This window comes from Streptomyces sp. NRRL B-24085 (assembly GCF_001282115.1).
Taxonomy (GTDB): Bacteria; Actinomycetota; Actinomycetes; order Streptomycetales; family Streptomycetaceae; genus Streptomyces.
On the sequence record NZ_LJBR01000196.1, the window covers coordinates 1 to 21,826 of the forward strand.

Annotated in this window: 19 protein-coding genes; 13 read left to right on the top strand and 6 right to left on the bottom strand. The window is 72.0% G+C overall.

What is annotated here, in order from left to right; genetic code table 11:
• The coding region (locus AOJ26_RS44500; protein WP_234358640.1) for a serine/threonine-protein kinase at positions 1 to 1,731 on the bottom strand (1,731 nt) is incomplete at its 3' end.
• A gap of 239 nt (positions 1,732 to 1,970) precedes the next feature.
• On the opposite strand from AOJ26_RS44500, the gene AOJ26_RS21640 reads away from it, so the two are divergent.
• Positions 1,971 to 2,696 (top strand): hypothetical protein, encoded by a 726-nt coding sequence (locus AOJ26_RS21640; RefSeq protein ID WP_053849979.1) that lies wholly within the window; start codon positions 1,971 to 1,973, stop codon positions 2,694 to 2,696.
• An 82-nt stretch (positions 2,697 to 2,778) separates the two neighbouring features.
• On the opposite strand, the gene AOJ26_RS21645 is transcribed toward AOJ26_RS21640, so the two are convergent.
• Positions 2,779 to 3,354 (bottom strand): biotin transporter BioY, encoded by a 576-nt coding sequence (locus AOJ26_RS21645; RefSeq protein WP_053849980.1) that lies wholly within the window; start codon positions 3,352 to 3,354, stop codon positions 2,779 to 2,781.
• Between the two features lie 422 nt (positions 3,355 to 3,776).
• On the opposite strand from AOJ26_RS21645, the gene AOJ26_RS21650 reads away from it, so the two are divergent.
• From AOJ26_RS21650 to AOJ26_RS21685, 8 genes are all read left to right on the top strand, one after another.
• On the top strand, positions 3,777 to 4,988 hold the full coding sequence (locus AOJ26_RS21650; RefSeq protein ID WP_053849981.1) for an ROK family protein: 1,212 nt from the start codon (positions 3,777 to 3,779) through the stop codon (positions 4,986 to 4,988).
• Positions 4,989 to 5,168: 180 nt separating this feature from the next.
• Entirely contained in the window at positions 5,169 to 6,251 is a 1,083-nt protein-coding gene (locus tag AOJ26_RS21655; RefSeq protein ID WP_053849982.1) for an ABC transporter substrate-binding protein, read from the top strand.
• Positions 6,248 to 7,087, top strand: coding sequence for an ABC transporter permease (locus AOJ26_RS21660; RefSeq protein ID WP_053849983.1), 840 nt, complete (start codon positions 6,248 to 6,250; stop codon positions 7,085 to 7,087). The genes AOJ26_RS21655 and AOJ26_RS21660 overlap by 4 nt, the downstream gene beginning before the upstream one ends.
• Complete coding sequence (locus AOJ26_RS21665) at positions 7,063 to 7,788, top strand: ABC transporter ATP-binding protein (protein WP_053849984.1); 726 nt, start codon at positions 7,063 to 7,065, stop codon at positions 7,786 to 7,788. The genes AOJ26_RS21660 and AOJ26_RS21665 overlap by 25 nt, the downstream gene beginning before the upstream one ends.
• Positions 7,785 to 9,122: an LLM class flavin-dependent oxidoreductase gene (locus AOJ26_RS21670; protein WP_053849985.1), complete on the top strand. Its 1,338-nt coding sequence runs from the start codon at positions 7,785 to 7,787 to the stop codon at positions 9,120 to 9,122. The genes AOJ26_RS21665 and AOJ26_RS21670 overlap by 4 nt, the downstream gene beginning before the upstream one ends.
• Before the next feature lie 14 nt (positions 9,123 to 9,136).
• Positions 9,137 to 10,033 (top strand): TauD/TfdA dioxygenase family protein, encoded by an 897-nt coding sequence (locus AOJ26_RS21675; RefSeq protein WP_053849986.1) that lies wholly within the window; start codon positions 9,137 to 9,139, stop codon positions 10,031 to 10,033.
• Between the two features lie 112 nt (positions 10,034 to 10,145).
• Complete coding sequence (locus AOJ26_RS21680; protein WP_053849987.1) at positions 10,146 to 11,537, top strand: amino acid permease; 1,392 nt, start codon at positions 10,146 to 10,148, stop codon at positions 11,535 to 11,537.
• A gap of 41 nt (positions 11,538 to 11,578) precedes the next feature.
• Positions 11,579 to 12,220 (top strand): superoxide dismutase, encoded by a 642-nt coding sequence (locus AOJ26_RS21685; protein WP_053849988.1) that lies wholly within the window; start codon positions 11,579 to 11,581, stop codon positions 12,218 to 12,220.
• Positions 12,221 to 12,333: 113 nt separating this feature from the next.
• Here the strand turns inward: AOJ26_RS21685 and AOJ26_RS21690 are convergent, their stop codons facing one another.
• Genes AOJ26_RS21690 through AOJ26_RS21700 form a run of 3 tightly spaced genes read right to left on the bottom strand, consistent with a single transcriptional unit; the run spans position 12,334 to position 15,252 of the window.
• The gene (locus AOJ26_RS21690; protein WP_053849989.1) at positions 12,334 to 13,110 is read right to left on the bottom strand and encodes an SAM-dependent methyltransferase; all 777 of its coding nucleotides are present in this window, start codon (positions 13,108 to 13,110) and stop codon (positions 12,334 to 12,336) included.
• 12 nt (positions 13,111 to 13,122) lie between these two features.
• Positions 13,123 to 13,746: a histidine phosphatase family protein gene (locus AOJ26_RS21695; protein WP_053849990.1), complete on the bottom strand. Its 624-nt coding sequence runs from the start codon at positions 13,744 to 13,746 to the stop codon at positions 13,123 to 13,125.
• A gap of 60 nt (positions 13,747 to 13,806) precedes the next feature.
• Complete coding sequence (locus AOJ26_RS21700; RefSeq protein ID WP_053849991.1) at positions 13,807 to 15,252, bottom strand: FGGY-family carbohydrate kinase; 1,446 nt, start codon at positions 15,250 to 15,252, stop codon at positions 13,807 to 13,809.
• Positions 15,253 to 15,349: 97 nt separating this feature from the next.
• Between AOJ26_RS21700 and AOJ26_RS21705 the strand changes: the two genes are divergently transcribed.
• From AOJ26_RS21705 to AOJ26_RS21715, 3 genes are all read left to right on the top strand, one after another.
• Positions 15,350 to 16,393, top strand: coding sequence for a 2-hydroxyacid dehydrogenase (locus AOJ26_RS21705; RefSeq protein WP_053849992.1), 1,044 nt, complete (start codon positions 15,350 to 15,352; stop codon positions 16,391 to 16,393).
• A 21-nt stretch (positions 16,394 to 16,414) separates the two neighbouring features.
• The gene (locus AOJ26_RS21710; protein WP_053849993.1) at positions 16,415 to 17,842 is read left to right on the top strand and encodes an FGGY-family carbohydrate kinase; all 1,428 of its coding nucleotides are present in this window, start codon (positions 16,415 to 16,417) and stop codon (positions 17,840 to 17,842) included.
• Between the two features lie 96 nt (positions 17,843 to 17,938).
• Positions 17,939 to 18,145, top strand: coding sequence for a hypothetical protein (locus AOJ26_RS21715; protein WP_053849994.1), 207 nt, complete (start codon positions 17,939 to 17,941; stop codon positions 18,143 to 18,145).
• On the opposite strand, the gene AOJ26_RS21720 is transcribed toward AOJ26_RS21715, so the two are convergent.
• Complete coding sequence (locus tag AOJ26_RS21720; RefSeq protein WP_053849995.1) at positions 18,146 to 18,808, bottom strand: DsbA family protein; 663 nt, start codon at positions 18,806 to 18,808, stop codon at positions 18,146 to 18,148.
• Between the two features lie 136 nt (positions 18,809 to 18,944).
• On the opposite strand from AOJ26_RS21720, the gene pepN reads away from it, so the two are divergent.
• The gene (gene pepN, locus AOJ26_RS21725) at positions 18,945 to 21,566 is read left to right on the top strand and encodes an aminopeptidase N (RefSeq protein WP_053849996.1); all 2,622 of its coding nucleotides are present in this window, start codon (positions 18,945 to 18,947) and stop codon (positions 21,564 to 21,566) included.
• Positions 21,567 to 21,826: the final 260 nt, after the last annotated feature.

Consider the following 21,826-nt stretch of genomic DNA (forward strand, 5'->3'; position numbering starts at 1 on the left):
CTTCCCGGTGCCGGACGCGCTGACACGGGTGGGGGCGGAGGCGGCGTGCGTGGCGTTGTCCCGCGTCGGCGCGTCCGGCACCGGGAAGTGCTCGGTCGGGGCACCGGTCGTGAGGGAGTCCTGGGTGGGGGCGCTCGCGAGGGGCGTGCTGCTCGTGGTGGCCCCTGCCCGGAGTACGGCTCCCACCGAGTTCCCGGACGGCGCCTCCGACCGCTCCTCGGAGACGGCCTCGGTGGAGGCACTGGCGATGTGATCGGCCGAGGCGGCCAGGGGGGCGGGGGGCGTACGAGTCCCTGCGGTGGAGCGGGACGCGGGCTGCGCGCCGACGCCCTCGGCGCCGTCCTCCTCCTCGGCACGGCCCGCATCCTCGGCACCGTCCGCATCCTCGGCGACGCGCTCGTCGGGCCCCGTGTCCCCGGCTGCCTCCCGGTCCGCCGATCCGCCCCGCACCGGCACGGCGTCCGACGGTTCCCCGGCCTCGGGGGCGACCCGATCCCCCGCCGGCGGCACGGCATCCGACGGCTCCCCGGCAGCGCGGTCCCCCGCCGGCCGTCGTACGGCCTCCCCGGCGTGCCCGGCCACGGGCCGGGCCCCCTCAGGACCCGTCTCCGCGCTCTCGGCATCGGCCTCGCCCGGGAGGTCCGGCACCCTCGGGTCCCGTGCCGCCCGCACGACCCGGGGTCCCAGGTAGGCCGGCGTGGGTGACTCCCGACGGGTCGACGGCAGGGGCGGGGTCTCCGAGGCCCTCGGCGCGGTGTCGGACGTGTCCGCCGGGGCCGTTGTTCCCGGACCGTCCGGCGACCCGGTCTCCTCGGCCACGGCCTCCGCCGCGGGGGCGTCCGCGTCGCCCGGCGTTCCTTGAGCCCCCGCGGTCCCGGGAGCTCCGGAACCGCTCGCCTCCTCCCCCGCCTGAGCGTCCTCTCCCGCCTGAGCCTCCTCCCCCGCCTCCATCCGCAGAGTCGGCGTGGGCGCGGGGAGCGCGACCTCGCGCAGGGCCGATTCCACCTCGTCCAGGCCCGGGCGTATCGAGGGGTCCTTCTCCAGCAGGGCCGTCAGGACGTCGGTCAACGGACCCGCCGCCGCGGGGAGTTCGGGCTCCTCGTAGAGGACGGCGTGCAGGGTGGCCAGGGTGGTGTCGCGGGAGAACGGGGAACGGCCGCCCAGGGCCGCGCTCAGCGTCGCCCCGAGGGACCAGATGTCCGACGGCGGCCCCTGCGGGCGCCCGGAGACCCGCTCGGGGGCCATGTAGTCCGGGGAGCCGACGAGCATGCCGACCATGGTGAGCGCCTCGGCGTCCTGCATCGCGGCGATGCCGAAGTCCGTCAGCACGATGCGCCGTCCGGTGCGGTCGCCGGACTCGACCAGGACGTTCCCGGGTTTGATGTCCCGGTGCAGGACGCCCCGCGCGTGGACCTGGCGCAGGGCCTGCACCAGCCCCAGGCCGAGCAGCGCGGTCTCGCGCGGGTCCAGCGGGCCGTCCTCCGCCGTCATCCGTTCCAGGGAGCGGCCCTTGACCAACTCCATGACGATCCACAGGCGTTCGCCCTCGTCCACGACGTCGTAGACCCGTACGACGTTGGGGTGGTCGATCCGGGCCGTGGCCCGGGCCTCACGCAGGGTCCGTTCACGGCGGGTCCTGGCGTCCTCCGCGTCGAGGCCGTCGATCCGCATCTCCTTGACCGCGACCTGCCGGTCCAGCATCTCGTCGGCGGCCCGCCACACCCGCCCCATTCCCCCCTGGCCGATGCTTTCGACCAGGCGATAGCGTCCTGTCACCAGGAGCCCTGGAACTCCGCCGCGCCTCGCATTTCCCGTCTCTCCCGTATTCCCCGGCAATCCGCTGCACCCCCTCAACGACGCCCCGCGTGGAACACAATGGACACACTTCGCGCCGTACCAGCATAGTGCGGAGAAATCTTGTGGTACCTCTTCAAGTACTGCGAATTCAGGCGCAGCCAAGGGGGACGAACATGAGTTCTCGTCGTATGACGACCATCGCCGGATCGCTGGTCACGGCATCCTTCTCGACGGTGATGATCTTTTCCTTCACCGCGAGCGCGGAGGAGGGACCGGCAAGCAGCAAGGGGGGAAAGGCCGTCGACAAGGCGCCGGCCGGGGTGGAGCTGACGACGACACTGCCCGGGACGATCTCGGTCGACAACAGCTCGCAGAAGACCGATCTCACGGCCACCGTGAAGAACGACGGGAGCAAGGACAGCGGAAAGATCAGGCTTTTGGTCGTCGGATTCGACGGCATGACGGTCACAAACGTTCAAGGCTGTTCTCAGATCGAAGAAAAAGATCTGCCGGAGGGTTCGAACAGCGGTTTCGCCTGCCCGGTCGACAATCTCGCGGCCGGCAAGTCGAAGTCGTACGCCGTCGATGCGACATTCGATCTCAAGAAGACCGGAAAGATCTGTCTGCCGGTACAGACCGGCGACGGAAAGAAGACGTTCTGGCAGCAGGGCCCGGTTCCGTTCGGTACGACGAACCCGTCGCCGAACGCCCCGGCCACCCCGCTGCTGCTGGGCACCGACAACAAGCCGGTGGCACCGGGCGGGGACACCCCGCGCGAGCTGCCGAAGACCGGCGTGGCACGTGACCTGCTGCCCCTCGGGGCCGCGGGCGCGGCACTGATGTCGGCGGGCGTGGCCGGGCTGTGGTGGTCGCAGCGCCGGCCGCGGCCCACCGGTTGATCCGTGCGGGAGAACGACTGGAGGCATGGCCTGACGGAACCTGTCGGGCCATGCCTCCGGCATGTGTGTCAGCACATGTTCGTCAGCGCTTGACGAGCTTCCAGGCGGTGGGCAGGACGCCCATCGCGAGGGCCGCCTTGAGGGCGTCACCGAGGAGGAAGGGGGTCAGGCCGGCCGCGACGGCGGCGGACAGCGACATGTCGGCGGCGTAGGCGAGGTACGGGACGCCGATCGCGTAGATGATGGCCTCGCCGGCCAGCATGGCACCGGCCGTCCGCCACACGCTCCGGTCGGCGCCGCGGCGGGCCAGGGCGCCGACGGCGGCCGAGGCCAGGATCATGCCGAGGATGTAGCCGAAGGAGACGGAGAACCCGGAGGTGCCCTGGGCGAACCACGGGAGCCCGGCGAGGCCCGCCAGCGCGTACAGCGCGAGGGAGGCGACACCGCGGCGGGCACCGAGGGTGGTGCCGACGAGCAGCGCGGCGAAGGTCTGGCCGGTCACCGGCACCGGGGAGCCCGGCACGGGCACGGAGAGCTGGGCCGCGAGCCCGGTGAGCGCGGCGCCGCCCACCACGAGCGCGACGTCCCGGACGCGGGAGGCGGGGATCAGGTCGGCGAGGACCTGACCGGTGCGGGCGGGGGCGACGGCGGTGCTCATGGGGACTCCGCGAGGGTGTGAACGGCGGGGGACATCGTGACGCTATCCCGGCGCCCTCGGGCCGACCACCGTCAACGGTCGACAAAGCCTCGAACGGCGGCTTGGTGGACTCCGGACAAAGAGGGGAAGCTACACCCGGTACGGCGTGATGCCTGTCACTGAGGTGAGGTGGTGCGGGATACAGCGCGCGGCATCGGTCCCGCTGTGGGGAACCACCAAATGAACCCTAGTGGTCTGGTCGGATTCACCGTTCCTGGCCTACCCTTCCGGACATGGTCGCCCAGTCCCGGTACTTCTCCTCGCGTCGCCACGTCGACCTGCGACGCGTGGGCACGGCCGTCTGTCGCCGTCCGGTGTGAGGCGGGCTCCGGCCCGCCTCATCCTCCGAGACGTGTCGGCCCCCGTTCCGAGGACGGTCCTCCATGCCCCCTTCCGTGGCACCCCCTGTCCCTTCCCGTCCCTCTTCCCCTTCCCCCTCCGCGTCCCGGCGCCGGACCAGCGCCAGCGTCGTCCTGCGGTCCGTGCTGGAGCACGGACCGGTGGCGCGCAGCACCATCGCCCGGCTGACCGGGCTGTCCCCGGCGTCCGTGACGGACTATTGCTCACGCTTCACCGAACTCGGCCTGATCCGTGAGTCGGAGACGCCCCGGCGCTCCCAGGGTGTGGGCCGCCCCCATGTGCCCGTGGACCTCGACGCGTCACGATTCGTTGTGGGCGGGATCCATGTGGCCGTCCCCCATACGACCGTTGCGCTGCTGGATCTGCGCGGCCGGGTGGTCGCCGTGCGAGAGCTGCGGCACAAGGGGGCCGACGGCGCCGACGCCGACGCGGTCCTGGCGCGGGCCGGCGACGCCCTCGCCGCGCTCCTCGCCCGGTCCCCGCGGCTGCGCTGCCTGGGGGTCGGCTTCGCGGCCGGCGGCTGGGTGGACCGGGACTCCGGGACCGTGGTCGAGCACCCCCTGCTGGGCTGGCACGAGGTACCGGTGCGGGAGCTGCTCGGCGACCGCACCGGCCTGCCGGTCCATGTGGACGGGCACGCGCGGGCGTTGGTCAACGCCGAGCGGCTGTTCGGCCGGGCCCGCGGCAGCCGCAGCGTGCTGCACCTGTTCGTCGGCAACGTGGTGGACGCGGCGTTCGCCACCAACGACGAGGTGCACCACGGGCCGCGCTCCCAGGCGGGCGCGATCGCCCATCTCCCGGTGCCGGGCGGTACCGAGCCCTGCGAGTGCGGGCGGACCGGATGCCTCCAGGTGGAGCTGAGCGAGCGGACGTTGTGCCGACGGGCCCGGCGGGCGGGGATCGTCGAGGGCGTGAACCCGATGCACGTGGTCGCCGCGGCGGCAGCGGGCGACCCGGTGGCGGCACGGCTGCTGGCGGAGCGGGCGGGTGCCGTGGGGCGGGCCGCGCGGCTGCTCCTCGACGTGCTGAACCCGGAGACGGTCGTGGTGACCGAGGTCGGCGTCCTGCACCGGGAGGACTGCCTGGCGGCCCTGCGCGAGGGGGTGGGCGACGACCGCGCGGCGTCCGTCGTTCCGTCGGGTTTCCCGGATTCGGTCCTCGCGGTGGCCGGCGGCGCGGTGGCGCTCGACGTGCTGTACCGGGATCCGCTGGCCGCGTCACCTGAGGCTATTTAATTCAGAAACTCCGAATGTTGACAGGGCTTCGGCGGAACCGGGAACATCCTGTTCATGAGCCCGCACCTGTACTGTCGCGCCCTTTGTTGCTGACACGTTGCCCCGCGTGACGCGCTCATTTCCCCTGCCTGAACGCATTTCTTAGTGACTTTCTCCTGCACTGATTCAGGGAGTCTTCCCATGCGCAATTTCCGCACGTCCACCGCCGCCTCGTCCGGCATCGACCGGCGGCTGTTCCTCTCCTCGGTCCTCGGCGCCGCGGCCGGTGTCGCCGGCCTCAGCGGCTGCGTCGGCAGCAGTGCCGCCGCCGACGGCAAGGACGCCCTGTCCGCCCCGCTCGCCGCCGAGGTCCCGGCCGGCACCAGCCTGAAGATCGCCTCGTACTCCGGCACCCAGCAACTGCAACTCAAACTCGGAAAGCTGGGTGAGCCACCTTTCAAGGTGTCGAGCTGGGCCAATATCAGTGCCGGCCCGGATGTCATCAACGCCTTCCGGGCCGGTTCCCTGGACGTCGCCAACAACGCGGGAATCCCGCCGATCCAGGCGCATTTCCAGGGATACGACGCGAAAATCGTCGCGATCAACATCACCCGCAAGCCGAACTACCTCTTCGCCACCAAGCCCGGCAGTGACATCCGCACGGTCGGGGACTTCAGGGGGAAGAAGCTCGCGTTCTCCCAGGGACAGGCCCAGGGCGTGGTCCTGCTGCGGGCCCTGAAGAAGGCCGGGCTCTCGTACGACGAGGTGAAGCTCGTCCCGCTGACCAGCAACCAGTTCTTCACCGCCCTGCAGTCCGGCCAGGTGGACGTGGCGCCGCTCGCCAACAGCCAGGCACCCGCCTACCTCCAGCAGTACGAGGCGAAGGGGGCGCACGCCATCACCACCGACGTGGTCGACCTGCTCAACCTGCTGTGGGCGCCGACCTCGGTGCTGGGCGACCCCGCGAAGGCCGCCGCGGTCGCCGCGTACATCCCGTACTGGGCCAAGGGCCAGGTGTGGACGTACGAGAACCCCGACATCTGGAACGAGGAGTTCTACGTGAAGACGCAGAACCTGACCCCCGCCCAGGCGAAGGCGGTGACCGCGCTGGCCAACAAGCCGCTCTTCCCTCCGAGTTGGGACGAGGCGATCAGGTGGGAGCAGGAGACCGCGGATCTGCTGGCGGAGGGCGGCTTCGTGAAGAAGTTCGACGTCGGCGAGCTGTTCGACCACCGCTTCGAGGGCATCGCCGCGAAGTCCGTGCCGGCGGAGTACCGGCGGTGAGCGCCGTGACCACGACGGTCGCCGTCGCCGCTCCCGAGACGGGCACGGAGGTCCGCAGGCGCCGCCGGCTCTCCCCCGGCAGGCGGCTGCCCGCCGCGCGCCTCGTCGGGCCGGTCCTCCTCCTCGCCCTGTGGGCGGCCGCCTCCGCCGCGGGACGGCTCGACCCGGCCGCGATCCCAGCGCCCTGGACCGTGGTGGAGACCGGCGCCCACCTGTGGACCGCCGGGACGCTGCCCACCGACGTCCTGACCTCGCTCCAGCGGGCCGCGTCCGGCTTCGCGATCGGACTGGCCGCCGGTGTCCTGCTGGCCCTGGCCGCCGGGCTCAGCCGGGTCGGCGAAGCGCTGATCGACGGGACGGTGAACCTCAACCGGGCGATCCCCACCCTCGGTCTGATCCCGCTGTTCATCCTCTGGCTGGGCATCGGCGAGTCCTTCAAGGTCGCCATCATCGCGATCGTCGTCTACATCCCGATCTATCTGAACACCCATGCCGCGCTGGCCGGCATCGACCACCGCTACGTCGAACTCGCCGAGGTCCAGGGGCTGTCGAGGTTCGCCTTCGTACGGCAGATCGTCATCCCCGGCGCGCTGCCCGGATTCTTCGTGGGACTCCGGCTCGGCGTCACCGGCTCCTGGCTGGGCCTGGTCGTCCTGGAGCAGATCAACGCCACCAGCGGGCTCGGCTACATGATGTTCCAGGCCCAGAACTACGGCCAGAGCGACGTGATCCTCGTCGGTCTCGTCGTCTACGGCGTCTTCGGCCTGGTCTCCGACAGCGCGGTCCGTCTCGTCGAACGGAGGGTGCTGTCATGGCGCCGCACACTGAGCAACTGACCCGGCCGGCCGTACGGCTGCGGGGCCTGACCCGGTCGTTCGACGGGCGGACCGTCCTCGACGGCATCGATCTCGACATCCCGCCCGGCCAGTTCGTCGCCCTGCTCGGGCACAGCGGCTCCGGCAAGAGCACCCTGCTGCGGGCGGTGGCGGGGCTGGACCACGAGGTGGCGGGCAGCGGTGAGCTCACGGCTCCGGAACGGGTGTCCGTGGTCTTCCAGGACTCGCGGCTGCTGCCCTGGCGGCGGGTGCTGGACAACGTCCTGCTGGGGACGGACGGCGTGGACCGGGGCCGGCAGGCGCTCGCCGAGGTGGGCCTCCAGGGCCGCGAACGCGCCTGGCCCAACGAGCTCTCCGGCGGTGAGGCGCAGCGTGCCGCCCTCGCCCGCTCCCTGGTGCGCGAGCCCGAACTCCTCCTGGCGGACGAGCCGTTCGGAGCCCTCGACGCCCTGACGCGGATCAGGATGCACGCGCTGCTGCGGGAGCTGTGGAAACGCCACCGGCCGTCCGTCCTGCTCGTCACCCACGACGTGGACGAGGCGATCGTGCTGGCCGACCGCGTGCTCGTGCTCGAACAGGGCCGCATCGGCCTCGACCTGACCATCGACCGCCCGCACCCGCGCTCCTACCGGGACCCCCTGCTGGGCGAGTACCGCGAACGACTGCTGGCCGCGCTCGGCGTCACGGAGGACCACGCATGACCGGAAGACAGCTCCACCTCAACGCCTTCCTGATGAACACCGGCCACCACGAAGCCTCCTGGCGGCTCCCCGAGAGCGACCCCTTGGCGCACGTCTCGCTCGACCACTACGTGCACCTCGCCCGGATCGCCGAGCGCGGGACCTTCGACTCGCTGTTCCTGGCCGACGGACCGCAGCTCTGGAGCAACCTCGCCCAGCGGCCGGCCGGCGCGCTGGAGCCGCTCACGCTGCTGACCGCGCTGGCCACGGCCACCGAGCACATCGGGCTGATCGCGACCGCGTCCACGTCCTACAACTCGCCCTACAACCTGGCCCGCAAGTTCGCCTCGCTGGACATCATCAGCGGCGGCCGGGCGGGCTGGAACATCGTCACCACCGCCGGCGCGGAGGCCGCCCGCAACTTCGGCCTGGACGCGGAGCCCGCGCACGCGGAGCGGTACGCCAGGGCCGCGGAGTTCCTCGACGTGGCCCTGAAGCTCTGGGACAGCTGGGAGGACGACGCGGTCCTCGGCGACAAGGCGGCCGGCGTCTGGGGCGACGACGCGAAGATCCACCCGCCGCGCCACCGGGGGACGTACTTCAGTGTCGAGGGTGCCCTCAACGTGCCGCGCACGCCGCAGGGTTACCCCCTGCTGGTGCAGGCGGGTTCGAGTGAGGACGGCAGGGAGTTCGCTTCCCGGTACGCCGAGGCGGTGTTCACCGCCCAGCAGACCGTCGAGGACGCGCGGGCCTTCTACGCCGACCTCAAGGCACGGACGTCCCGGGCCGGCCGCGATCCCGAGCACATCAAGGTGCTCCCCGGCATCGTCCCCGTCATCGGCGCCACGGAGGCCGAGGCGCAGGCCCGGGAACAGGAGCTGGAGGACCACATCGTGCACCGGCACGGCGTGGCCAACCTGGAGCGGCTGCTCCAACTGCCGTCAGGAACGCTGGAGTTGGACGGCCCTCTGCCCGCCGACCTGCCGCCGGAGTCCGCCGTCGAGGGTGCCAAGAGCCGCTACACGCTCGTCGTGGAGCTGGCCCGGCGCGACCGGCTCACCGTGCGGCAACTGATCGGGCGCCTCGGCGGCGGACGCGGCCACCTCACCTTCGCCGGCACCCCCGAACAGGTCGCCGACGCGATCGAGACGTGGTTCACGCAGGGCGCCGCCGACGGCTTCAACATCATGCCCGCGGTGCTCCCCTCGGGGCTCGACGCCTTCGTCGACCACGTCGTCCCGATCCTGCGCACCCGCGGCCTGCTCCGCACGGAGTACGGGCCCCGCACCACCCTCCGGGAGCGCTACGGCCTCCCCCGCCCCGCCAACCAGCACGTCCAGCCCGCCTACGCCTAGGAAGGACCCCTCTCATGCCCGGTATCGAGATCCGCAAGATCACCGCACGCATCGGCGCCCACGTGTCCGGCGTCGACCTCGCCGCGCCGCTCGACGAGAAGACGGCCACGGCCCTGCGTGAGGCCCTCAACACCCACAAGGCCCTGGTCTTCAGTGACGTGGACCTCGACGACGAGGGCCAGCAGGCCTTCGCCCGGCACTTCGGCGAGCTCACCACCGCCCACCCGACCGTGCCCGCCGTCGACGGCGCCCCGAACGTGCTGCCGGTGGACAGTGAGGGCGGCCGGGCCGCCAACCACTGGCACACCGACGTCACCTTCGTCCTCAACCCGCCCCAGGCCAGCACCCTGCGCAGCCTGACGATCCCGCCGTACGGCGGCGAGACCCTGATCGCCAACGCGGCGGCCGCCTACCGGGACCTGCCGCAGCCCCTGCGGCGCCTCGCCGACGAGCTGTGGGCCGAGCACACCAACGACTACGACTACGCCGTCCCGGAGGAGACCGTCGACGAGGAACAGGCCGCCCGGCGCGCCCAGTTCACCTCGATCACCTACCGCACGGCCCATCCCGTGGTCCGGGTCCATCCGCTGACCGGCGAGCGCGGGTTGTTCATCGGCGGCTTCGCCCAGCGCATCGTGGGGCTGTCGGCGGGCGAGTCCCGCAAGCTGCTCGACCTCCTCCAGTCGTACGTGACCCGGCCGGAGAACCTGCTGCGCCACCGCTGGTCGGAGAACCAGCTCGTGCTCTTCGACAACCGCATCACCCAGCACTACGCCGTCGACAACTACGACGGCCTGCCGCGCCGGCTGCACCGGGTGACCGTCGCCGGGGACGTCCCGGTGGGCGTCGAGGGCAAGGAGAGCTGGTCGATCGAGGGCGACGCCTCGCACTACACGGCCGTAGCCGCGTAGTCACAGCCGGTGCCGGATGCGTCCGCATGATGGGCGGTCTCCTCTCTGACCTGGGGAGACCGCCCAGACTGTGGGCGTTTTTGCCGTCTCACGCACTGGACGAACCGCGCCCATGCCCAGCACCGCCGTCAAGGCTCCACAGGAGTCCGACGCCTCCCTGACCCACGGCCTCAAGCAGCGCCACCTGTCGATGATCGCCCTCGGCGGGGTCATCGGCGCCGGACTGTTCGTCGGCTCCGGCGCGGGGATCGCCGCCGCCGGACCGTCGATCGTCCTCGCCTACACGCTCTCCGGCCTCCTCGTGATGCTGGTGATGCGGATGCTCGGCGAGATGTCGGCCGCATACCCCTCCTCCGGTTCCTTCTCCGCGCACGCCGAGCGGGCGATCGGCCCCTGGGCCGGCTTCACGGCCGGATGGTCGTTCTGGGTGCTGCTGTGCACGGCCGTGGGCCTGGAGGGCATCGGCGCCGCGAAGATTGTGACCGGCTGGCTGCCGGGCACGCCCGAGTGGGCCTGGGTGGCCCTGTTCATGCTGGTCTTCTGCGGCACGAACCTGGCCGCGGTGAAGAACTTCGGCGAGTTCGAGTTCTGGTTCGCGGCCCTCAAGGTCGGCGCGATCGTCCTGTTCCTGGTCCTCGGGGTGCTCGCGATCGCCGGGCTCCTGCCGGGCACGGCCGCCCCCGGCACCGCGAACCTCACCGGCCACGGGGGCTTCTTCCCGGGCGGCGGCGAGGGCCTGGTCGTCGGCCTGCTCGCCTCCGTCTTCGCGTACGGCGGCCTGGAGACGGTCACCATCGCGGCCGCCGAGTCCGAGGACCCGGTGCGGGGCGTGGCGGGCGCGGTCCGTACGGCGATGTGGCGTATCGCGCTGTTCTACGTCGGCTCGATGGCGGTCATCGTCACCCTGGTCCCCTGGGACGCGAGGGCGGTCGTGGAGAAGGGCCCGTACGTCGCCGCCCTCGACGAACTGGGCATCCCGGGAGCGGGACAGCTCATGAACGTGATCGTGCTGATCGCGCTCCTGTCCGCGATGAACGCCAACGTGTACGGCTCCTCCCGGATCGCCCACTCCCTGGTGGAGCGGGGCATGGGGCCGAGGTTCCTGGGCCGGGTCTCCGGCGGGGTGCCGCGTGTCGCGGTGCTCGCCTCCAGCGCGTTCGGCTTCGGCTGCGTGATCCTCAGTCACTGGCGCCCCGACGACGTCTTCGCCTGGCTCCTCAACATGATCGGCGGGGTCGTCCTGGTCGTCTGGGGCTTCGTCGCGGTCTCCCAACTGCGGCTGCGCCGGGCGCTGGAGCGCGAGGCCGCCGGGCAGCCGGCCGTCCGCATGTGGGCGTTTCCGTATCTGACCTGGATCGCCCTGGCGGGCATGGCGGCGATCCTCGTCCTGATGGCCCGCGAGCCGGACACGCGGGTGCAGTTGTACGGGACGGGCGGCATGACGCTGGTGCTGGCGGGCGTGGGGTACGCGCGACAGAAGCGCCTTCTTGTTGCTAGCTTGTAGTTGCAAGCTCTTCGCAATAAGAGGTCGGAGGGGACCCCCGCATGCCCGTCTACACGCTGCCCGAGCTGCCGTACGACTACGCGGCGCTCGCGCCCGTGATCAGCCCCGAGATCGTCGAACTGCATCACGACAAGCACCACGCGGCCTATGTGAAGGGCGCGAACGACACCCTGGAGCAGCTGGCGGAGGCGCGGGACAAGGAGGCGTGGGGAGCGCTCAACGGGCTGGAGAAGAGCCTCGCCTTCCATCTCTCCGGGCACATCCTGCACTCGATCTACTGGCGGAACATGTCCGGTGACGGGGGCGGCGAGCCGCGGGAGGCCGACGGCGTGGGCGAGCTCGCGGACGCCGTCGCCGAGTCGTTCGGGTCGTTCGCCGCGTTCAAGGCGCAGCTGAGCAAGGCCGCCGCGACCACCCAGGGCTCCGGCTGGGGCGTGCTGGCGTACGAGCCGCTCAGCGGGCGGCTGATCGTCGAGCAGGTCTACGACCACCAGGGCAACGTCGGTCAGGGCTCGACCCCGATCCTCGTCTTCGACGCCTGGGAGCACGCCTTCTACCTGCAGTACCGCAACCAGAAGGTCGACTTCATCGACGCGATGTGGGCGGTCGTCGACTGGCAGGACGTGGCCCGGCGCTACGAGGCCGCCAAGTCCCGCACGGACGTGCTGCTGTTGGCGCCCTGAGCGGCCGTGCCGAAGCGTCCCGTCCCGTGATCGTCTTCTCACCCTTCATGCGGGCGGGCGGAAGGACGGAGGCCCCCGCGAGGACGTGACTCGCGGGGGCCATCCGGTTCCGGTCAGGGTTTGCGGGCCACTCCGCCGTGCTGGCCGATCGGGGCCGGGGCCGTGTCGCCGTCCGGGCGCCACAGCGGGACGGACACCACGCCCGGGTCCACCAGTTCCAGACCCTCGAAGAACGCCTCGATCTTGTCCACCGGACGCAGGAAGTAGGGCACCGCACCGGTCTCGTTGTAGGCGTCCTGGGCCTGTTCGTAGTCCGGGTCGGTGCCGCGCGAGCCGTCGTTGACGCACAGGTAGCTGCCCGAGGGCAGGCCCGCCAGCAGCCTGCGGACCAGGTCCCGGGCCAGGTCGTAGTCGGCGACATGGCCGAGGAGCCCGCTGAGGATCAGGGCCGTGGGGCGGGTGAGGTCGAGGGTGCGGGAGGCCGCCTCCAGGATCTTCTCCGGCTCGTAGAGCGTCAGGTCCTCGTACGCCGTCACGCCCTCCGGGGTGGAGGTGAGCAGGGCGCGGGCGTGGGCGAGGACCAGCGGGTCGTTGTCAACGTAGACGATCTTCGATTCGGGGGCGATGCGCTGGGCGACCTCGTGGGTGTTGTCGACCGTGGGCAGCCCGGTCCCGACGTCCAGGAACTGGCGGACGCCCGCCTCCTCGACCAGGTAGCGGATGCTGCGGCCGAGGAAGGCACGGCTGCTGCGGGCGATCGTGACGATGCCGGGGAAGACGGCCGTGTAGGCGTCGCCGGCCGCCTCGTCGACGGGGTAGTTGTCCTTGCCGCCGAGCCAGTAGTTCCAGATCCGGGCCGAATGCGGCACCGAGGTGTCGATCTCCGTCATGGGCCTATCGTGCTACGACCTGCCCGGTTCGCACGGCACATTGAGGGAGAGAAGTGCGGCGGATCCGTCCTGGTGCAGGCGGAGTTCGGTGATCGCCGCGTTGCGCAACCGCGGGAACACTCTGCGGTACTCCCCGAGCGGGATCGACAGCAGCGCGCACAGCACCAGCCGCAGCAGGGTGTTGTGGGCGACGACCAGGACGCGTTCGCCGCGATGGGCGGCTGCGATGCGGCGCAGGGCCGCCGTGCCGCGGGCGGCGGCGGCCGTCGGGTCCTCGGCGCCGGGGAAGGGATACGCCACCGGGTCCGCGCGGAACGCCTCGGCCGCGTCCGGCACCTCCGCGGCGAACTCGGCGAGGGTGCGGCCCTCCAGCACCCCGAAGTCGCACTCCCTCAGGGCCGGTTCGCGGTGCGGGGTGACGCCGAGGGCGCGGCAGGCCGGGTCGGCGGTGGCGATCGCCCGCGACAGGGGGGACGTCCACACCGCGTCCGGGCGGTGTGCGGCGGCCCACCGTCCGAGCGCCTCCGCCTGGGCGCGGCCCTCGTCGGTGAGCCCGATGTCGCTCACGCCCGCGTAGCGGTTCTCGGCGTGCCAGATGGTCTGGCCGTGTCGGGTCAGCAGGAGGGTTGTGCTCATGGTTCGGTCCCGTCGTCGAGTGCGGCGCCGTCGTGGCTGGTCGCGCAGTTCCCCGCGCCCCTAGGTCGGCGGGCGTTCAGGCAGGTTTTCTCGGTTCAGTCGGCTGTGTGCGTGTGCCGCTACCGGGGTCGGGAGCCAGCCCCGCTGGGTGAGTTCGTCGATGAGGCGGGCGTACGGCTCGGCGAAGAGTGCGGTGCGCTCCGGGTTCGGACGGAGCGTCGTGCGGATGCGGACCATGCGCTCCGCGACGTCCGCCAGCGGCTCCCCCGTGACGCCGTGGGCCGCCAACGCGGCCATTCCCAGCGCCGGTTCGGTCTGTTCCGGGACGCGGGCCGGGCGGCCCAGGATGTCGGCGCGGAGCTGGTTCCAGTACGGGCTGCGGGCCGCGCCGCCGGTGAAGGTGAGGGGGCCGTCCAGCGGGGCGCCCAGGTGGTGCAGGTAGTCCAGGCAGAGGCGTTCCGCGAACCCTACGCCCTGGAGGAGGCCGGCCCAGTGGTCGGCGTCGTCGGCCGGGGTGCCGAGGGTGAGTGCGGTGGCGTCCGGGGCGCGGAACGGGAACCGCTCCCCGCGTGACACCAGCGGGTAGACGATCGCGCCGGACGGCTCGAACGCGGCCGCCCGCTCGTCCATGGCCACGGGGTCGGCGTCCGCGGGCAACGCGCCCGCGCCCACGCTCGACGCCCCGCCCGGCAGCCAGGTCCCGTCCGGCGCGCGGTGGTTGTAGACCACGCCGGTGGGATCCCGGACCGGTTCCGGGGCGGCCCCCTTGAGGACGAGGGTGGTGCCGAGCACCGAGTTCCAGGAGCCGGGCCGCAGCGCGCCGGCCGCGATCTGGGCGGCGCAGCCGTCGGTCATCCCGGCGACGACCGGGGTCCCGGCGGGGATGCCGGTGGCCTCGGCGGCGGCCGGGCAGACCGCGCCGAGCCGGGTGCCGGGGCGGACGACCTCGGGGAGGTCGAGGGCGATGTCCGGCCAGGCGTCGCGCTGAAGGTCGTAGCCCGTCTTCAGGGCGTGACTGGAGTCGGCAGGCACCGGCCCGCCGGTCAGGCGGGCGGTGACGACGTCGGGCTGATGGGTGACCCGGCCCTTCGCGCCGTGCTCCCGCACCAGCCACAGGGCCTTCGGCAGCGCCCAGGTGTCCTGGACCGCGAGGCCCTTCTCTCTGAGCCGCGCCGCCTCGTCCGCCGCGCGGCCGTCGTCGTACATGAGCGCGGGGCCCGTCGGCCGGCCCTCCGCGTCCGTCAGCAGGACCGTCCCCGACGTCCCGCACACCGCGACGCCGCCGATCCGTACGCCCGTCAGGGTGAGCAGCGCGGCACGGGACGCCGTGCGCACCGCCTCCCACCACTCCCCCGGGTCCTGCTCGTGCCGCACGCCCTCACGACGGCCGCCGAGCGGGGCGGAACCCCGGCCCAGCACGGTTCCGCCGGCCGTGACCGCGAGCGCGCGCACGCTCTGCGTGCCGAGGTCGATCCCCAGCCACGCCGTCTCGTTCTCGTCTGTCATACCGGTCATCGGTGCCTCCCACCCGCACGGGGTCTATGCGTACCCGGGATCCGCGGCCCAACATCGTCTCAGTGAAGCGACGACTCGGAGGTCGACGATGACCCGGAGGACCGATCCCGTACGTGTCGTGGCGGCCGGCGACCACTTCGTGCTGCCGGGGCTGATCGCCAGGGCCGTCGAGGCCGAGCTGGGCGCGATCGCCGCGCAGACGACGGAGTTGACGCTCGGCTGGCCCCTGGAACCCTTCGGGCCCGTGTCGGAGGTGACGGAGGCGAGCGACGCCGAGGACGAGCTGATCGAGGCGCTGGACGGCGCGGAGGTCCTCGTCACCCAGATGGGCCCGGTCACCGAACGGGTGCTGGACTCCGCCGACCGGTTGAAGCTGGTCGTGGTGTGCCGGGGCGGCCCGGTCAACGTTAACCTCGACGCGGCCAAGGCCCGGGACGTCCGGGTGTGCTTCGCCCCCGGCCGCAACGCCGCCGCGACCGCCGAGTTCACCGTCGGCATGCTCCTGGCCGCCCTGCGCCGCATCCCGCAGGCCCACGACCTCCTCGCCGCACAGGGCAGTTGGGAGGGCGGCGCCGCCTACTACACCTACGAGCACAGCGGCCTGGAGCTGGAGGACCTGCCCGTCGGGCTCGTCGGCTACGGCGCCGTCGGCAGCCGGGTCGCCCGCGTGCTGTGCGCCTTCGGGGCGCAGGTGATGGTGTACGACCCCTATGTGCGCGGCGAGATCCACGGCCTGCGCGTGAACTCCCTGGACCGGCTCCTCACCCGCTCCCGGGCGATCACCCTGCACGCCCGGCTCACCGCCGAGACCCGCGGCCTGATCGGCGCCCGCGAGCTGGGTCTGCTGCCCGAGGGTGCGGTCGTGGTGAACGTGGCCCGCGGCCCGCTCGTCGACGAGGGCGCGCTGTGCGACGCCCTGGAGGCGGGCCGGCTGTCGGCGGCCGCCCTGGACACCTACGAGCACGAACCGCTGCCCGCGGACTCCCGGCTGCGCGCCCTGGCCGACCGGGTCGTCCTGACCCCGCACCTCGGCGGGGCGAGCCGGGCGGTGGCCGAGAAGGCGGCGAGGATCGCGGCGGAGGAGGTGGGCCGCTGGGCACGCGGGGAGCGGCTGGCGCACTGCCTGACGTGACGGTCGTAGAAGGGAATCCGAATGTACGTCGGTATCGATGTGGGCACATCCGTGGTCAAGGCCGCCGCCTTCGACGGTGCGGGGCACCAACTGGCCGTCGAGTCGCGCCCGGTGGAGCTCTCCCTGCACGGCGGGCGCGTCGAGCAGGACATGGCGGAGGTCTACGACGCGGTCGTCGACGTCCTCGTCGAGCTGACCGGACGGGTTCCGGAGCCGGTGGAGCTGGCCGGGCTGACCGGGCAGGGCGACGGGGTGTGGCTGGTCGACCGGGAAGGGCGGCCGGTGCGGTCCGCGGTGTCCTGGATGGACGGGCGGGCGCACGAACTGCTCGACCAGTGGCTGGCGGACGGCACCTTCGAGACGGTGTTCCGGCGGACCGGCGGCGCGATGTTCCCGGGCTCGCCGGGGCCGCTGCTGGCCTGGCTCGACCGGTACGACCCGAAGTCCCTCGACTCGGCCGCGAGCGCCGTGTACTGCAAGGACATGGTCTTCCAGCGGCTGACGGGCGCGGCGCGCGCGGTGACGGACGTGTCGGACGCGTCGATGCCGTTCCTCGATCCGCGCACCCGCTCGTACGACAACCGGGTCGTGGAGCTGCTGGGGCTGACCCGTCGGCGGCGGCTGCTGCCCTCGATCGGGGATCCGATCAGCACGGGCGAGGCGCGCGGCGAAGGGCTGCCCGCCGGGACGCGGCTGTCGAACGGGCCGTACGACCTCCCGGCGTGCGCGCTGGGCGCGGGGGTCACGGAGCCGGGGGACGGACTCCTCATCGTGGGGACGTGTCTGGCCGCGCTGGTCGCGACGACCGAGCTCGACCTGAGCGGTGAGCCCGCCGGGCTGTACATCTCCACCGACCGGCACGGACACCGGCTGCGGGCCATGCCGGCGATGGTGGGCACGGCCGCGCTGGACTGGGTGCTGTCCACGACCGGCGTCACCCACGCGGAGGTGGACGACCTGCTGGCGTCGACCCCGCCGGGGGCGCACGGGGTGCGGGTGCTGCCGTACTTCGCTCCCTCCGGGGAGCGGGCGCCCTTCGTCGAGCCGCGTCTGCGGGCCGAGCTGAGCGGGGTGTCGCTGGAGACGACGAAGGCGGATCTCGTCCGGGCGACCTGTGAGGGGATCGGGTTCGCGGCCCGGCACTGTCTGGAGGCGGCCGGTCTGACGGGGTCGCTGGCGGTGTGCGGCGGGGGGACTCGCAGCCCTGCCTGGATGCAGTTGCTGGCGGACGTTCTCGGGCGGCCGCTCAGGGTCGTGGAGGGCGAGGTGGGTGCCCGCGGGGCGGTGCTGGCCGCGGCGGAGCGGTTCGGGGTCCCGCTGGACGCGGGAGTCTGGACCGAGCCGACGGCGGTCGTCGAACCGGACGCGGGGCGGGCGTCGTCCTACGCGAAGGGGTACGAGGAGCACCTGGGCCGACTGGAGGAGACTCGCGCGCGGGCACGGCGCTGACGATGCGGCGGGGCCGATTCCGGGCTGCCGTCCCGGCCCCGCGAAGACCTACGCTCACGGGGCCGAGGCAGCCGGCCTCGGGCCACCGGGGGTCACATGACGAAGATGCCCTGCAAGAACTGCGGTTCGTCCGAGGAGTTCGAACCGCTCAGGAACGACGCCGAGAAGGCACACGTCGAGAAGACCAAGCCGAAGTGGGCTCGGCTGGGCTCGTACCGCCGCTGCTCACGCGAGGGCTGCCGCCGCTACCAGCGGCTGGGCGACGTGAACGACGGCGGTACGTTCCCCGAACCGGAGAAATGACTACAGGTTGCTGAAGTCCGGGCCCTTCGTGCGGGTGCGCTTGATCTCGTAGAAGCCCGGGACCGAGGCGACCGCGAGGGTGCCGTCCCAGAGGCGGGCGGCCTCCTCGCCCTTGGGCGCCGGGGTGACGACCGGGCCGAAGAAGGCGATCTGCTCGCCGTCGGCGCCGGGGACCGCGATGACCGGGGTGCCGACGTCCTGGCCGACCTTGTCGATGCCCTCCTTGTGGGAGGCGCGCAGCTCGGCGTCGAACTCGAAGTCCTTCTGGTCGAAGTACTCGATCAGCTCGGCGGGCAGGCCGACGTCCGCCAGGGCGCCCTCGACGGCCTCGCGGGTCGGGCCCAGGCCCTGGTTGTGGATACGGGTGCCGAGCGCGGTGTACAGCGGGCCGAGGATGTCGGAGCCGTGCTTCTGCCAGGCCGCGGTGACCACCCGGATCGGCTGCCAGGCCTTGGTCTCGAGCAGCTCGCGGTACTCCTCGGGCAGCTCGTCGAGCTTCGGCTCGTTCAGCACCGCCAGGCTCATGATGTGCCAGCGCACCTCGATCTCCCGGACCTTCTCGACCTCCAGGACCCAGCGTGAGGTCATCCAGGCCCACGGGCACAGCGGGTCGAACCAGAAGTCGACGGGGGTCTTGCCGGAAGCGTTCGCGGTCTCGGACATGGGTCTCCTAGAAGAGCGTTCGTTTCCCCCGGCAACACCGGCCGCCGCCCACCCCATTCCCGGCTGACCGATGTCAGGAGCACATGGCAGGATCGGGCCTGTCCGCATGCTGAACACCATCCGAGGGAGCATCGCCGTGCCCGGTGAGAATCTGTCCCGTGACGAGGCCCGGGAGCGGGCCGCCCTGCTGTCCGTCGACGGGTACGAGGTGTCCCTCGACCTGCGCTCGGCGGTCGGGGACGAGCCCGGGGACGGTCCGCGCACCTTCCGTTCGGTGACCACGATCCGCTTCCGGTGCAACGAGCCGGGGGCCACGAGCTTCGCGGACCTGGTCGCGCCGAGCGTCACGGCCGTGTCGCTGAACGGCCGGGACCTCGACCCCGGCGAGGTCTTCGACGGTTCCCGGATCGCCCTGGAGGACCTGGCCGCCGACAACGAACTGGTCGTCGACGCCCAGTGCGCCTACTCCCGCACCGGCGAGGGCATGCACCGCTTCGTCGACCCGGAGGACGGCGAGGTCTACCTCTACACGCAGTACGAGCCGGCCGACTCCCGCCGGGTCTTCGCCAACTTCGAGCAGCCGGACCTCAAGGCGCCCTTCCGCTTCGAGGTGCGGGCGCCGGAGGGCTGGACGGTGTGGAGCAACGGCGTCGGCTCGGAGAGCGACGGGGTCTGGCGGTTCGCGGAGACCAAGCCGATCTCGACGTACATCACCTGTGTGGTGGCGGGCCCCTACCACTACGTGACGGACTCCTACGAGCGCGTCCTCGACGACGGCAGCCGTCTGGAGATCCCGCTCGGCGCCCTGTGCCGCAAGGGGCTCGCCCCCCACTTCGACGCCGACGACGTGTTCCTCGTCACCAAGCAGGGCCTGGACTTCTTCCACGAGCACTTCGACTACCCGTACCCGTTCGGGAAGTACGACCAGGCGTTCGTGCCGGAGTACAACCTCGGCGCGATGGAGAACCCGGGCCTGGTGACCTTCCGCGAGGAGTTCATCTTCCGGGGCAAGGTCACCCGGGCCTCCTACGAGGGCCGGGCCAACGTGATCCTCCACGAGATGGCGCACATGTGGTTCGGTGACCTGGTCACCATGGTGTGGTGGGACGACCTGTGGCTGAAGGAGTCCTTCGCGGACTTCATGGGCACCTTCGCCAACGTGGGCGCGACGCGCTTCAAGGACTCCTGGATCACCTTCGCCAACCGCCGCAAGGCCTGGGCCTACCGGGCCGACCAGCTGCCCTCCACGCACCCGATCACCGCCGACATCCGCGACCTCCAGGACGCCAAGCTCAACTTCGACGGCATCACCTACGCCAAGGGCGCCTCGGTCCTGAAGCAGCTCGTCGCGTACGTCGGCCAGGACGCGTTCCTGGAGGGTGCCCGGCGCTACTTCAAGCGGCACGCGTACGGCAACACGCGCCTCGGCGACCTGCTGTCGGTGCTGGAGGAGACCAGCGGCCGGGACATGGGCGCGTGGGCGCGGTCCTGGCTCCAGACGGCCGGGGTCAACTCCCTCACCCCGCAGGTGCTGCTCAGCGCCGAGGGGCGCGTCGACGAGCTGGCCGTCGTGCAGGAGGCCGCCGAATCGCACCCGGAGCTGCGGCCGCACCGGGTGGCGGTGGGGCTGTACCGCCGTACGCCCCAAGGGGCCCTGGAGCGGTACGCGCGCGCCGAGGCGGACGTCGACGGCCCGCGCACGGTCGTGGCGGAACTGGCCGGTTCCGAGGCGCCGGAGCTCGTGCTGGTCAACGACGACGACCTGACGTACTGCAAGACCCGCTTCGACGCGGGCTCCCTGGAGACCCTGAAGGCGGGGCTCGGCGACCTCACCGACCCGCTCGCCCGCGCCCTGTGCTGGTCGGCGCTGTGGAACATGACCCGGGACGCGCTGCTGCCCGCCAGGGAGTTCATCGCCATCGTGCTGCGCTTCGCGGGCCGCGAGTCCGACATCGGCGTCCTTCAGATGCTGCACGCCTGGGCCGAGTCGGCCCTCGTGCACTACGTGGCGCCCGAGTGGCGGGAGCCGGGTGCGCGGCTGCTCGCCGAGGGCGCCGAGCGGGAACTCCTGGCCGCCGAGCCGGGCAGCGAGCAGCAGCTGGCGTGGGCGCGGTTCTTCGCGCGGACGGCCGAGGGCCGGGCCGCCTTCGACCTGTTGCAGGGCCTGCTGGACGGCACGTCCGTGATCGAGGGGCTGGAGGTCGACCAGGAGCTGCGGTGGGCGTTCCTCCAGCCGCTGACCGTGTGGGGGGTGGCCGACGAGAAGACGCTGGCCGCCGAGCTCGCCCGGGACGACACCGCCTCCGGCAAGCGCCACCAGGTCCGCTGCCTGGCCGCCCGGCCGTCCGAGGCGGTCAAGGCGCAGGCGTGGGCGCAGGTCGTGGAGTCCGACGCGCTGTCCAACGCCCTGGCCGAGGCGACCATCGCGGGGTTCGGCCAGCCCTCCCAGCGCCACCTGCTGGAGCCGTACACGCAGAAGTACTTCGCGGTGATCGAGCGGGTCTGGCAGGAGCGCTCGATCCAGATCGCGATGAACCTCGTCTCGGGGCTGTTCCCCTCCCTCCAGGACTCGCCGGCGACGCTGGACGCGGCCGACGCGTGGCTGGCCGCCCACGAGGACGCGGCGCCGGCGCTGCGCAGGCTGGTGCTGGAGGGGCGGGACGATCTGGCGCGGGCACTGCGGGGGCAGGAGTGCGACGCGGGGGCCGCCAACGCCGTCAGCGCCGTCAGCGCCGTCAGCGCCGTCAACACTGACTGACCTTTGGCCTGAGCTTGGGCGTCCGGTAGCCGTTACGAAATACGGTCAATCGGAGCCGTAACCCCTGGTCCCACCCGAATGGACCAGGGGTTTTCGCTGCCTACTCGGCACCCGAACACCCGTCCTTTAGTACTGCCTTGTCCGTATTTGTCGACGAGCGTGTAACAGCGGTTATCGGGCGCTCCGGAGGCGGGAATCTCCGCTGCATGAACCACAACACCCCGGTCCCCCCGCTCTCCCCCCGCCCCCTGCGTCACCTC

Excerpts from the sequence above, each read along its gene's own strand:
- AOJ26_RS21675 (WP_053849986.1), top strand. The coding sequence starts at position 9,137 with ATGCCCGGTATCGAGATCCGCAAGATCACCGCACGCATCGGCGCCCAC.
- AOJ26_RS21705 (WP_053849992.1), top strand. The coding sequence starts at position 15,350 with ATGACCCGGAGGACCGATCCCGTACGTGTCGTGGCGGCCGGCGACCAC.
- AOJ26_RS21680 (WP_053849987.1), top strand. The coding sequence starts at position 10,146 with ATGCCCAGCACCGCCGTCAAGGCTCCACAGGAGTCCGACGCCTCCCTG.
- AOJ26_RS21655 (WP_053849982.1), top strand. The coding sequence starts at position 5,169 with ATGCGCAATTTCCGCACGTCCACCGCCGCCTCGTCCGGCATCGACCGG.
- AOJ26_RS21700 (WP_053849991.1), bottom strand. The coding sequence starts at position 15,252 with ATGACAGACGAGAACGAGACGGCGTGGCTGGGGATCGACCTCGGCACG.
- AOJ26_RS21690 (WP_053849989.1), bottom strand. The coding sequence starts at position 13,110 with ATGACGGAGATCGACACCTCGGTGCCGCATTCGGCCCGGATCTGGAAC.
- AOJ26_RS21640 (WP_053849979.1), top strand. The coding sequence starts at position 1,971 with ATGAGTTCTCGTCGTATGACGACCATCGCCGGATCGCTGGTCACGGCA.
- AOJ26_RS21695 (WP_053849990.1), bottom strand. The coding sequence starts at position 13,746 with ATGAGCACAACCCTCCTGCTGACCCGACACGGCCAGACCATCTGGCAC.
- AOJ26_RS21650 (WP_053849981.1), top strand. The coding sequence starts at position 3,777 with ATGCCCCCTTCCGTGGCACCCCCTGTCCCTTCCCGTCCCTCTTCCCCT.
- AOJ26_RS21645 (WP_053849980.1), bottom strand. The coding sequence starts at position 3,354 with ATGAGCACCGCCGTCGCCCCCGCCCGCACCGGTCAGGTCCTCGCCGAC.
- AOJ26_RS21720 (WP_053849995.1), bottom strand. The coding sequence starts at position 18,808 with ATGTCCGAGACCGCGAACGCTTCCGGCAAGACCCCCGTCGACTTCTGG.
- AOJ26_RS21715 (WP_053849994.1), top strand. The coding sequence starts at position 17,939 with ATGACGAAGATGCCCTGCAAGAACTGCGGTTCGTCCGAGGAGTTCGAA.
- AOJ26_RS21665 (WP_053849984.1), top strand. The coding sequence starts at position 7,063 with ATGGCGCCGCACACTGAGCAACTGACCCGGCCGGCCGTACGGCTGCGG.
- AOJ26_RS21670 (WP_053849985.1), top strand. The coding sequence starts at position 7,785 with ATGACCGGAAGACAGCTCCACCTCAACGCCTTCCTGATGAACACCGGC.
- AOJ26_RS21685 (WP_053849988.1), top strand. The coding sequence starts at position 11,579 with ATGCCCGTCTACACGCTGCCCGAGCTGCCGTACGACTACGCGGCGCTC.
- AOJ26_RS21710 (WP_053849993.1), top strand. The coding sequence starts at position 16,415 with ATGTACGTCGGTATCGATGTGGGCACATCCGTGGTCAAGGCCGCCGCC.